Annotated in this window: 10 protein-coding genes; 2 read left to right on the top strand and 8 right to left on the bottom strand. The window is 57.5% G+C overall.

Annotated features, from left to right (window positions below; all coding sequences use genetic code 11):
* Positions 1-72 precede the first annotated feature (72 nt).
* The 6 genes from EDC23_RS09240 to EDC23_RS09215 form a co-directional block, all read right to left on the bottom strand.
* Entirely contained in the window at positions 73-465 is a 393-nt protein-coding gene (locus EDC23_RS09240) for a ClpXP protease specificity-enhancing factor (protein ID WP_317622979.1), read from the bottom strand.
* A gap of 21 nt (positions 466-486) precedes the next feature.
* A complete protein-coding gene (locus EDC23_RS09235; protein ID WP_134083814.1) occupies positions 487-1,110 on the bottom strand; it encodes a glutathione S-transferase N-terminal domain-containing protein in 624 nt (207 codons plus the stop codon).
* A gap of 214 nt (positions 1,111-1,324) precedes the next feature.
* Positions 1,325-2,095, bottom strand: coding sequence for a cytochrome c1 (locus EDC23_RS09230; RefSeq protein WP_134083930.1), 771 nt, complete (start codon positions 2,093-2,095; stop codon positions 1,325-1,327).
* Positions 2,095-3,330, bottom strand: a complete 1,236-nt coding sequence (locus tag EDC23_RS09225) for a cytochrome b (protein WP_134083812.1) — start codon at positions 3,328-3,330, stop codon at positions 2,095-2,097. The genes EDC23_RS09230 and EDC23_RS09225 overlap by 1 nt, the downstream gene beginning before the upstream one ends.
* Positions 3,330-3,932, bottom strand: a complete 603-nt coding sequence (gene petA, locus EDC23_RS09220; RefSeq protein WP_134083810.1) for a ubiquinol-cytochrome c reductase iron-sulfur subunit — start codon at positions 3,930-3,932, stop codon at positions 3,330-3,332. The genes EDC23_RS09225 and petA overlap by 1 nt, the downstream gene beginning before the upstream one ends.
* A 243-nt stretch (positions 3,933-4,175) precedes the next feature.
* Positions 4,176-4,934 (bottom strand): Nif3-like dinuclear metal center hexameric protein, encoded by a 759-nt coding sequence (locus tag EDC23_RS09215; protein ID WP_134083808.1) that lies wholly within the window; start codon positions 4,932-4,934, stop codon positions 4,176-4,178.
* A gap of 63 nt (positions 4,935-4,997) precedes the next feature.
* Between EDC23_RS09215 and EDC23_RS09210 the strand changes: the two genes are divergently transcribed.
* Positions 4,998-6,167: a trypsin-like peptidase domain-containing protein gene (locus EDC23_RS09210; RefSeq protein WP_317622978.1), complete on the top strand. Its 1,170-nt coding sequence runs from the start codon at positions 4,998-5,000 to the stop codon at positions 6,165-6,167.
* A gap of 63 nt (positions 6,168-6,230) precedes the next feature.
* Here the strand turns inward: EDC23_RS09210 and EDC23_RS09205 are convergent, their stop codons facing one another.
* The gene (locus EDC23_RS09205; protein ID WP_134083806.1) at positions 6,231-6,602 is read right to left on the bottom strand and encodes a hypothetical protein; all 372 of its coding nucleotides are present in this window, start codon (positions 6,600-6,602) and stop codon (positions 6,231-6,233) included.
* A 302-nt stretch (positions 6,603-6,904) separates the two neighbouring features.
* Here EDC23_RS09205 and EDC23_RS09200 point away from each other — a divergent pair, with 302 nt between their 5' ends.
* The gene (locus EDC23_RS09200) at positions 6,905-9,076 is read left to right on the top strand and encodes a malate synthase G (RefSeq protein ID WP_134083804.1); all 2,172 of its coding nucleotides are present in this window, start codon (positions 6,905-6,907) and stop codon (positions 9,074-9,076) included.
* A gap of 25 nt (positions 9,077-9,101) precedes the next feature.
* On the opposite strand, the gene EDC23_RS09195 is transcribed toward EDC23_RS09200, so the two are convergent.
* Complete coding sequence (locus tag EDC23_RS09195; protein WP_134083802.1) at positions 9,102-11,498, bottom strand: putative bifunctional diguanylate cyclase/phosphodiesterase; 2,397 nt, start codon at positions 11,496-11,498, stop codon at positions 9,102-9,104.
* Positions 11,499-11,610: the final 112 nt, after the last annotated feature.

The following is an 11,610-nucleotide window of genomic DNA, read 5'->3' as shown; positions in this document are numbered from 1 at the left end:
TCCGGCTTTGAAATTTAAAATTTAAAATTCAACATTCAAAATTATATCTTCGCTGCGTTGAGATCTTTCCGGTTATTTGACCAGCTTGAGGTTGGGCTTGCCGGATTTGCTGTCGTCATCCGGACCGTCATCGTCCGGCGGCGGGGTATCGTCGGCTTCGTTGAAGACCATCCCCTGACCGTTTTCCTTGGCGTAGATTGCCAGTACGGCATTTACCGGGAAGCTGACTTCCATCGGTTTGCCGGCAAAGCGGGCATTGAAGGCAACGTAGTCGTTGCCCAGCTCCAGGGCATTGACCGCTATGGGACCGACATTCAGGACGATCTTGCCGTTTTCCACGTAGTCACGCGGAATATAGGCAGCGTCGTTTTCCGCATTGACCAGGACATAGGGTGTCATCTGGTTATCGACGATCCAGTCATAAATCGCTCGAAGCAAATACGGCTGGCTGGGCGTCATAGACATGGCATTACCTTTGGGACTTGATTATTCCTTCAGTTCCTTCTCACCCTCGGTGAGACTCTGTTTGAACGAATCACGCTCAAACATGCGCTCGGCGTAGTTAATCAACGGTTTGGCGGCAGCAGGCAGTTCGATCCCGTAGGACGGCAGACGCCACAGCAAGGGAATGACGCTGCAATCAATCAGGGAGAACTCATCACCCAGAAAGAACGGTTTCTGATCGAAAATCGGTGAAATCGACATCAGACTGTCGCGCAACTCCTTGCGTACGGCATCACTGGCCGTCCCGGGGTTGGTTAACTGATGAACCAGGCGGTACCAGTCACGCCCGATGCGGTGCAGCATCATCCGGTTGCGCGCCCGCGCGACCGGGTCCACCGGCATCAAAGGCGGGTGCGGAAAGCGTTCGTCAAGATACTCCATGATGACCTGGTGCTCGAACAGTACCAGATCCCGGTCCACCAGTGTCGGGACCTCATTGTAGGGATTCAAATCCTTGAGATCTTCCGGCGTATTGCCAAGATCGACGTTATGAATATCGTAATTGATACCCTTCTCCGCCAGCACGATGCGTACCATGTGAGAGTACGGGCAGACATTGCCCGAAAACAGGGTCATTGCCAAACGTCGGTTGGCCATTTGCGCCATACTTTTTCACCCCAGTGCTGTGGTCCAGAAACGAAACAGGGGAAACCCGGTGGGCTTCCCCTGCTTATTATACCGAACTTATCGCATCGTTTGGCGCTTCCGTTGGGAAAAATCCGGCCTGAGGGCGCGCAAGTGTCTGATTTGGCGCTGCAGCCCGCAAAGTCTCCCGGCGGTAGCCCGATGAAACGGGGTAAAGCGCCCCGCCTCACCCGCTTTAGTGGACGTCTTTCCAGTATTCCTTCTTCAGGGCGTAGGCCAGGAAGAACAGAACGACCAGGAACAGTATGACCCAGACGCCGACCTTGTAACGCTCCAGCTTGGCCGGCTCACCCACATAGACCAGGAAGTTCACCAGATCCCGGACCGCATTGTCGTATTCGGCCGGGCTCATGGAGCCCTCCTTGACCATCTCGTAGTCGACAATGGTCTTGACCTCTTCACCATCCTCGTCTTCATGGGTCTCATAAACCGGCTTCTTCAGGCCTTCGAGCTCCCACATGACATGGGGCATGCCCACCAGCGGAAACCGCTCGTTATTCACGCCCATTGGCCGGGATTCATCGACATAGAAGGTCTTCAGGTAGGTATACAACCAATCCGGCCCGCGCGAGCGAGCGATCACGGAGAGATCCGGTACCTTGGTACCGAACCAGTTTTCGGCGGCCCCTCCGGGCATGGCGTTTTTCATCAATGAGCCCGTCTTGGGAAGCTCACCACTGGGCAGCTTGGAGAAGTCGGAGACGAACATCAGATTCTGCGCCACTTGCTCCTCGGTCAGCCCCAGGTCTTCGCCCATACGGTTATACCGCATGGAAGAGATGGAGTGACAACCCATGCAGTAATTGACGTACAGCTGGGCACCATGTTGCAGCGAGGCTTTGTTGTTCAGATCGACATCGGCCTCATACAGCGGCAGATTCCCACCTCCGGCAGCCAATACGGCAACCGGAACCATTGTCAGCAGAAAAGCGGTTAATTTTTTCATCATTTGTCTGTCACCCTCTCCGGAACCGGTTTGGTCTTGTCAATTTTGGTGTACCAGGGCATCAGCAGGAAAAACGCAAAGTACAGCGCGGTGAAGATCTGCGCCAGAAGCGTTTTAACCGGCGTTGAAGGCTGTACGCCCAGATAACCCAGAATGACAAAACTGACAACAAGGGCGGCCAGGGCGAGCTTGAACAACGGACCGCGGTAACGCACAGATTTGACCGGGCTGCGATCGAGCCAGGGCAGGAAGAACATCACCACAATCGCAGCACCCATGACCACAACACCGGGGAACTGCGAACCGAACATCGGCGGGATGGCACGCAACATCGCGTAGAACGGTGTGAAGTACCAGACCGGGGCAATGTGCTCGGGGGTCTTGAGCGGATCCGCCGGCACGAAGTTGGCGTGCTCGATGAAGTAGCCCCCCATTTCCGGAGCAAAGAAGGCCACTGCAAAGAAGAAGATCAGGAAGACCACGACACCGGCGATATCCTTGACCGTGTAATACGGATGGAACGGGATGCCGTCTACCGGTTTGCCGTTGGCATCCTTGTTCTTCTTGATTTCGACGCCATCGGGATTGTTGGAGCCAACTTCGTGCAGGGCGAGAATATGCGCCACCACCAGGGCAATCAGCACCAGCGGCAAGGCAATCACGTGGAAGGCGAAAAAGCGGTTCAGGGTCGCATCGCCGATGACGTAGTCCCCGCGAATCCAGACCGACAGCTCCTCACCGACAAACGGCACGGCGGCAAACAGGTTGACGATAACCTGCGCCCCCCAGTAGGACATCTGGCCCCAGGGCAGCAGGTAACCGAAGAAGGCCTCCGCCATCAGCGCCAGAAAGATCAAGACCCCGAAGATCCAGATCAGCTCGCGCGGATTCTTGTAAGAACCGTACATCAGGCCGCGATACATATGCAGGTAGACCACGATAAAGAACGCCGAGGCGCCGGTGGAGTGCATGTAGCGGATCAGCCAGCCCCAGTTCACATCACGCATGATGTACTCGACCGAGGCGAAAGCCATGCCGGCATCGGGCTTGTAATGCATGGTCAGGAAAATACCGGTGACAATCTGGATCACCAGCACCAGCAAAGCGAGCGAGCCGAAAAAGTACCAGAAGTTGAAGTTTTTCGGTGCGTAATATTCGGACAGATGCTCCTTCCACATTTTGCTCATGGGGAAGCGAGCGTCTATCCAGTTTGTGAAAGCTTGTGTTTTACTCATCAGGCTGCCCCTCCGTCTTCACCGACCAGCACGACTGAATCACTCAAGAATTTAAACGGCGGAATGACAAGATTGGTCGGCGCCGGAACACCCGCGTACACCCGACCGGCCAGATCGAATTTGGAACCGTGGCAGGGACAGAAGAAACCGCCCTTCCACTCCTTGCCGCCCATATCCTTGGCGCCCGGCTCCGGACGATAGGTGGGCGAGCAGCCCAGATGGGTACAAATTCCGACCAGCACAGCGATTTCGGGATTATCTTCACGGGAGCGATGGAGATTCTGCGCATAGGGCGGTTGCTGCGGCGCGTTCGATTGCGGATCCGCCAGTTTGTCGTTCAGGGATTCCAGATCGGCGATGTTTTGCTCGGTACGGCGAATCACCCAGATCGGTTTGCCGCGCCATTCGACCGTCACCCGTTCACCCGGTGACAGTTTACTGACGTCCACTTCCACCGGTGCACCGGCCGCCTGGGCGCGGGCACTGGGGTTCATGGACGAAATAAACGGAATCGTGATGCCGATAACGCCCGCTGCACCTACTACGCTGGTAGAGGCAAGCAGAAACCGGCGTCGGCTGGTATCAATGCCATCGGTACTCATTTAAATCAATCTCCCCGACTCAGGTATAATAAGGATCACAGCCGACAACCGGCCATCATCGAAAAATCGTGCTCTTGAAATCGCTATGCCTAAATGAGAATTTTAGAATGTGGTAAACATCCAAGATTTCAGGCGGACATAGTTTCGCGTATCAGGCTGCCGGGGTCAAGAAAGCCGGCTATATACCCTAGCGCATCAATAAGTTATCTCAGCTCCCTGGTCTGATAGTGATCTGACCGGCATTCAGGCCGGGTTGTCGATATCAATAAACTGTTGCACCAGCCCGAAATGGCCGCCCAGGTGTTCACCCAAGGCCCGGGCGCCATAACGCTCGGTGGCGTGGTGACCGGCGGCATAAAAATGGATCCCGTTTTCCCGCGCCAGATGCACCGTCTGCTCCGACACCTCGCCGGTCAGATAGGCGTCCACCCCGAGGCGAACCGCCTGCTCGATCAATCCCTGGGCCCCGCCGGTACACCAGGCCAGGCTGCGCACCGGTCCACCGGCATCGCCCACGTGCAGCGGCGTACGACCCAGCCGGGCCGCGATCTGCCCGGCCAGCGCCTCGCCGGAGAGCGGTTCGGCCAGCCTGCCGTAGAGCCCGATGTCGGGATTACCCGACGGGCCGAAACTGCCTTCCACCTCCAGCCCCAGTACCTGTGCCAGCTGCACATTGTTGCCGTAGACCGGGTGCGCATCCAGCGGCAGATGGTAGGCCAGCAGGCTGATGCCGTGTTCCAGCAGGCGTGCGATGCGCTGCTTTTTGATACCGACGATCGGGGCCGCCTCGCCTTTCCAGAAATAGCCGTGATGCACCAGCAGGGCATCGGCGTCCTGCTCGATCGCCGCGTCGATCAGCGCCTGGGACGCGGTCACGCCGCATACCAGCCGGCCGACAGTGGCCGCACCCTCGACCTGTAATCCATTGGGGCAGTAATCCCCGAAACGCTCCACCTCCAGCAAATCATCCAGATAGCGGACCAAATCCTTCAGATGCACCATGCGAATCCCGTCTCCATCAGTTATTATCCGGTGAAATTCTCACAGTGTAACCAATTCCTTATCATGATGCGCCTGACCCGTTCGCTCAAATTCATTCTTCAGTTTGCCGTGCTCGGCCTGGCCGTAGCCTTCATTGTCACCTACCTGCTACCCGACAATGCTCTCAATCCGGGCGGCAACCCGGTGGTCGAGGTACGCGAAGCCCCGTCCCGCGAACAACCTGTCCGCAACAGCGGTCCGGTCTCCTATGCCGACGCGGTGGAGACAGCCGCCCCGGCAGTGGTCAACATCCACACTAAAAAGCTCATCACCCGCGAGGAGCATCCGTTACTGGATGATCCCCTGTTCCGCCGGTTTTTCGGTGAAGAATTCGGCGGCCCGCGCGAACGCGAAGAGACCAATCTGGGCTCCGGCGTTATTATCAGTGACCAGGGCTACATTCTCACCAGCAACCATGTCATCGACGGCGCCGAAGAGATCCAGATCGCCCTGCCGGATCAACGCAGCGCCAGCGCCACCGTGGTCGGCACCGATCCCGACACCGATCTGGCCGTGCTCAAGGTTGAGCTGGACAACCTGCCGGTCATCACCCTGGGCCGCTCCGATCAGCTGCGGGTCGGCGATGTCGTGCTGGCCATCGGCAACCCCTTCGGTGTCGGTCAGACCGTCACCTCCGGTATCGTCAGTGCCACCGGACGCAACATGCTCGGCATCAACACCTTCGAAAACTTTATCCAGACCGACGCGGCCATTAATCCCGGCAACTCCGGCGGCGCCCTGATCACCGCAGGCGGCGATCTGATCGGCATCAACACCGCAATCTTCTCGCGCAGCGGCGGCTCGCAAGGCATCGGTTTCGCCATTCCCACCAGCCTGGCCCGCGATGTCATGCAACAGATCATCGAACATGGCGAGGTTAAACGCGGCTGGATCGGGGTTGCCATTCAGGGTATCAATGATAACCTCGCCGAATCACTGAACCTTGATGAAGATCAAAAAGGGGTCATCATCACCCGCATTCTTAACAACGGCCCCGCGGACAGGGCCGGACTGAAACCGGGTGATGTCATTACCCGAATCGAGAACCAGCCGGTCACCGATGTCGCCTCGGCCCTGGACCTGATCAGCAGCACTCGCCCCGGCAGTAAAATCCGTATCCAGGGCCTGCGTCAGAATGACGCCTTCGAGCGAACCGTTAAAGCGGCCCAGCGGCCAAAACAGGATGAACAATAAAACGCCTGCCGCCGATGTGGCGGGCAGGCCGGGATGATTGAATCAAAGGTGAGGTCAAACACATCATTCCGAGGCCTCCACGCCCCAGGGCCGGCGCAGGGCCAGTATGACCAGCGGGATCAAAAGCAGACTCAGGACCACTGGCCCGTAAACCAGCATGCTGACCCCATACGCCTCCGTCGTCGCAAAGCGCACGGCAGACACCATCCAGATATGAATGGCCAGCAGTACGACTCCATGCACGGTAACCAGCGCACGATCCATCAGCGCCACCGCGAAAGAATAGATAAAATAGGGCAACAGTCCGACCAGCAGGATACCGGCATGCAGATAAAAGACCCCCGCCGGTTGCGGCTCGAATGCCGAGAGAAACGCCACACCAGCACCGGCGGCAATCATCAGGTATTCCAGAATTTTCAGATAACGCGTCGTCATCGCCATACTCCTGTCTCGCTTGTGAGTTGACCGCTCGTCTTGACTCTCACAAGTATAGTCATTCCACCTGACTGTAAAGGCGTCGGGCGGCGATGAAGTGACGCTTGCATCACCGCAATTCTGGTCAATTTATAAGGGTTTTGGGGAAGATCGTTGTCCATCGTGTCCTATAGTTACCTGGAGAGCCGGCGCAAAAGCCCATAACGGCCACAGCCGAATCGAAGTGATAGATTGAACGACGGCTTGATGCCCGTGATTGTGACAAGCATCCGTGCAATCAAACCATGTGAGAAGAGGAACCCATGACGCAATACATCCAGGCCGGCGAACTGCAGATCGACAGCCAGCTGCACGCCTTTATTATGGACGAAGCGCTGCCCGGAAGCGGGATCGACGCCGGACAGTTCTGGACCACGCTCTCCGAGGCGGTCCACCAGTTCGGCCCGCGCAATCATGAGCTGCTCGAACGACGCGATCAGCTCCAGGCGCAGATCGATGCCTGGCATCGTGAGCATCCCCGCTTTGATGACAATGCGTATAAACAGTTTCTGATCGACCTCGGTTATCTGCTGCCCGAAGGGGATGATTTCAGCATCACCACCGCCGGGGTGGATGACGAAATCGCCCGCGTGGCCGGCCCGCAACTGGTGGTGCCGGTGAGCAATGCCCGCTATGCCCTGAACGCCGCCAATGCCCGCTGGGGCAGCCTGTATGACGCCCTCTATGGCACCGATGTGATCGACGAGTCCGACGGCGCCGAACGCACCGCGCAGTACAACCCCGAACGCGGCGCCAGGGTCGTGGCCCGGGCCATGAGCCTGCTGGACGAAATCGCCCCACTCGAACGTGGCAGCCATGCCGAAGTAAGCCAGTACCTCATCAAGGATAACGCGCTGACGATGGTGCTGGACGACGGCCCGGCCACCGTCCTGAAACAGCCGGCCCGGTTCGCCGGGTTTAACGGCCAGCCGACGACACCCGACACCCTCCTGTTGCGCCATCACGGCCTGCACATTGAACTGCAGATCGATCGCCAGCATCCCGTCGGCCAGAGCCACCCGGCCGGTATTAAAGATATTCTGCTGGAAGCGGCGCTCACCACCATTCAGGATCTGGAAGATTCGGTCGCCACGGTCGACGCCGCGGACAAGGTGCAGGCCTATCGTAACTGGCTGGGGCTGATGCAGGGCAACCTGACGGAACGCTTCGCCAAATCCGGCAAGACGCTCACCCGCCGCCTCAACCCGGACCGCCAGTACCAGACACCGAACGGCGATTCCCTGACCCTGCCCGGCCGCAGTCTGTTACTGATCCGCAATGTCGGCCTGTTTATTCATACCGACGCGATCGTCACCCATTACGGCGCGCCGATCCCCGAGGGCATTCTCGATGCACTGGTGACCACCTTGATCGGGCTGCATGATATCCGGGGCAACAGTTCGCTCAACAACTCCCGCCACGGCAGCATCTACCTGGTCAAACCCAAGCTGCACGGCCCCGGGGAAGTCGCCTATACCAATGAGCTGTTCGACTTTATCGAGGATCAGCTGCAACTGACCCGACATACCCTCAAGCTGGGCATCATGGACGAAGAGCGGCGTACCTCGCTCAACCTCAAGGAGTGTATCCGCGCCGCGAAGGATCGTGTGGTCTTCATCAATACCGGCTTTCTGGATCGCACCGGCGACGAGATCCATACCAGCATGGAAGCCGGCCCCATGGTGCGCAAGGGCGCAATGAAAGAAAGCACCTGGATACAGGCTTACGAAAACGCCAATGTCGAGATTGGTCTGGCCTGCGGTTTTACCGGCAAGGCGCAGATCGGCAAGGGCATGTGGGCCATGCCCGATGAGATGAAGGCCATGCTGGCGACCAAGATCAACCACCCCCGGGCCGGCGCCAACACCGCCTGGGTCCCCTCACCCACCGCCGCCGTACTGCACGCCATCCATTATCACCAGGTAAATGTCTTCGAGCGTCAGCAGGCCATCGTCCGCGGCAAGCGTACCGACCGGAATGATCTGCTGGTCATCCCGGTGATGGGGGCGACCAGACCTGATGAAACCGAAATCTGCCAGGAACTGGAGAACAACGCCCAGGGCATCCTCGGCTACGTCGTGCGCTGGATCAACCAGGGTATCGGTTGTTCCAAGGTACCGGACATCAATAACACGGGGCTAATGGAAGATCGCGCCACCCTGCGCATCGCCAGCCAGCACATTGCCAACTGGCTGCACCACGGCCTCTGCGACGCCGAACAGGTGCTGGAAGTGATGAAACGCATGGCGGAAAAAGTCGACCGGCAAAACCGTGACGATCCCGCCTATATCCCGATGGGGCCGGATTTCAACAACAGTCAGGCCTTCCGTGCCGCCTTTGATCTGGTCATCAAGGGACGCGAACAGGCCAACGGCTATACCGAGCCGTTACTCTATACTCACAGACGCGCGGTAAAAGAAAAAGAGAACCGCTGAGCAGCCGGGCCGGATTGCGGATAACTTACCCCTGTTCATTTAGCGCGCGGTCTTTGATCAGCTCGGCAAATCTGCCGGGATACTGCACGGCATAACCCTGTGCGAGATGGACACCCATCCCCCGCAACAGCTCCAGGGCCATATTATCCTCAACGAACTCGGCGACAATCATTTTCCCCAGCGACTGTCCGATATTATTAATGGCATTGACCATCGCCCGATCCGTCTCGTCGGTGGCGACATTGCGCACGAAGTGGCCATCAATCTTGATAATATCCACCGGCAGCTGGCGAAGATACCCGAAAGACGACAGCCCCGCACCGAAATCATCAAGCGCAAACTGGCAACCCATTGTGCCCAGTCGCTCCATGAACAGACGGGCATCATTCAGGTTTCTTACCGCGGCAGTCTCGGTAATCTCGAAACAGATCTTTTCGCACGGGATGGCATACTGTTCAAACAGCGCCACCACGAAGTCGAGAAAATCCTCCTGGTCGAAGGAGGGCCCGGAAACATTGATATGGCAGGCTTCGAGCTGTGCAAGATGCGCGGGATGCGCATGCAGTTGCATAAAGACATGTTCGATAACCCAGCGATCGATCAAATGTACCATGTCAAAGCGCTCCGCGGCCGGGAGAAAGGCGCCTGGCGGGAGCACCGTTCCATCGTCATCCGTCATGCGTACCAGCACCTCATAGCGAAGTCGCACGGAATTGGTGAGCGAAACAATGTACTGTGCATCCATGAACAGTCGGTCTTCCTCGAGCGCGGAACGGACCCGGCTGACCCACTCCATTTGTTCCCGACGTTCAACCAGTTCCCTGTCGTCTTCGTAAGCCAGATGAACCCGGTTTCGGCCCCGCTCCTTGGCCAGGTAGCACGCGGCATCCGCCATGCGCAGCAGACTGGCCATGTCAACGCTGGTTGCGGTAATCGGCACCACGCCGATACTGCAGCCGATACTGAATCGCTGTTCACCCCAGGCAAACGTTGTTTCCATCAGGGTCTTGCGCAACTTTTCCGCTACGTTTATGGCGGTATCCGGCTCGCAGTGTTCCAGGATCAGTGCGAACTCATCGCCGCCGAGACGGGCCAACAGATCTCCCTTGCGAATATGGTGGCTAAAGCTCTCCGCCACCTGGCGCAGCAGGTAGTCGCCGACAAAATGCCCCGAGGTATCATTAATAATCTTGAACTGATCGAGATCGATAAAGCACAGGGCGTGAACGGAACCGTCGTTATGTGCGCGCTGCAGGAACTCTTCCAGATAGCGTTCGAAGGCACGCCGGTTGTTCAGGCCGGTCAACTCATCATGGCTGGCCTGGTAACTCAGTTCCGCGGACAGGCGACGGGATTCCGATACATCTTCCAGGATCGCGATGTAACAGGCCTGTGAGTCTGACAGTTTCTCAAAGCGGGAAACCGTAAACCTGCCCCAGACTGTTTTACCATCACCACAGAGCAGACGTTGTTCGATAGTGCGATTTTCGAATGCTTCTGAAATAGCGGCAAATGATTCTTCATCGTTACTCTCTTTGTTCTCCGGGTGTATCAATTCCGGATAGCTCAACTTCAATATCTCCTCCCTGGAGTAGCGCAAAATGTCACACAGCGCCTGATTCACCTCCAGCAGGCGACCGTCCTCGGCAATCTGGGCAATGCCCATCCCGGCCTGCTCGAACGTTGCCCGGAACTTGCGCTCCGAATTTCGAAGTGCGCGTGTCAAGCGCGACGTGAGTGTCATGGCCAGAACACCAAATACAATAAAGAATACGACACTGGCCAGGGACAACGCGGTCGGCATCAGACGCGCAAGCCGAGTCATGGCACGGCGAAATTCCAGTGCATGGTCATCCAGTTCCCGGCTAACCCGATCCAGTTCGGTTCTCAACGCATTTCGCCGCTGGAAAGAAATCTCCCTGGCCTGCCATTCGGTTTCGAGCTGATCGGCGATGTCGCCCAGGGCCAGAATCTGTTGATCACTGCGTTGCCAGGCGCGGACTGCGTCACGAAAATATGGCGCCTTTGAAAAATACCGGAACAGGGTAATCAGGCGCGGGATGTCGGCGGGATGAATCCGGCCACGTAAAAATCCTTCATGCGCTGCCTCATCATCGAACGGCTCCGTTTCCATCGCCTTGCGCGCCTGGAGATCCCCCAGCGGGATATCGTGCCAGCGCCGGGCACGCCTCAACATGGCCGGATCGCCGGTCTCGGCATAGGCATCCAGGTAAAGCACGGTCTTGACCTGGCCCCGGGACCAGATACTTTGCCCGGCCAGGTAGGCCGCGACCCCTGCCTGGGTCTGCACCACCGCCACGGTAAATGCCGCCGCCAGCACCACCAGCACGAAGATACCCGACATCAGCCCCAGGTAACGGACGCCCCGCCGCGAACCGGGATCCTGATTCCCTCTGCTCATCGACACTCCATTCCTTTTTATGAGGTGATGATCGAAAATAGACGTTCTGAACAGATTCTTCTCTGCTTTATAATATTTCGGCTTGCGACAGGATTGCTTTAACCAGACAAAA

This window comes from Thiohalophilus thiocyanatoxydans, from assembly GCF_004366735.1.
GTDB classification, from domain to species: Bacteria; Pseudomonadota; Gammaproteobacteria; order UBA6429; family Thiohalophilaceae; genus Thiohalophilus; species Thiohalophilus thiocyanatoxydans.
This window is presented reverse-complemented; position numbering and strand designations above follow the sequence as displayed.

What these genes read in the sequence shown, in the direction of transcription:
- EDC23_RS09240 (WP_317622979.1), bottom strand. Translation starts at nt 465, where the DNA reads ATGTCTATGACGCCCAGCCAGCCGTATTTGCTTCGAGCGATTTATGAC.
- EDC23_RS09235 (WP_134083814.1), bottom strand. Translation starts at nt 1,110, where the DNA reads ATGGCGCAAATGGCCAACCGACGTTTGGCAATGACCCTGTTTTCGGGC.
- EDC23_RS09230 (WP_134083930.1), bottom strand. Translation starts at nt 2,095, where the DNA reads ATGAAAAAATTAACCGCTTTTCTGCTGACAATGGTTCCGGTTGCCGTA.
- EDC23_RS09225 (WP_134083812.1), bottom strand. Translation starts at nt 3,330, where the DNA reads ATGAGTAAAACACAAGCTTTCACAAACTGGATAGACGCTCGCTTCCCC.
- petA (WP_134083810.1), bottom strand. Translation starts at nt 3,932, where the DNA reads ATGAGTACCGATGGCATTGATACCAGCCGACGCCGGTTTCTGCTTGCC.
- EDC23_RS09215 (WP_134083808.1), bottom strand. Translation starts at nt 4,934, where the DNA reads ATGGTGCATCTGAAGGATTTGGTCCGCTATCTGGATGATTTGCTGGAG.
- EDC23_RS09210 (WP_317622978.1), top strand. Translation starts at nt 4,998, where the DNA reads ATGATGCGCCTGACCCGTTCGCTCAAATTCATTCTTCAGTTTGCCGTG.
- EDC23_RS09205 (WP_134083806.1), bottom strand. Translation starts at nt 6,602, where the DNA reads ATGACGACGCGTTATCTGAAAATTCTGGAATACCTGATGATTGCCGCC.
- EDC23_RS09200 (WP_134083804.1), top strand. Translation starts at nt 6,905, where the DNA reads ATGACGCAATACATCCAGGCCGGCGAACTGCAGATCGACAGCCAGCTG.
- EDC23_RS09195 (WP_134083802.1), bottom strand. Translation starts at nt 11,498, where the DNA reads ATGAGCAGAGGGAATCAGGATCCCGGTTCGCGGCGGGGCGTCCGTTAC.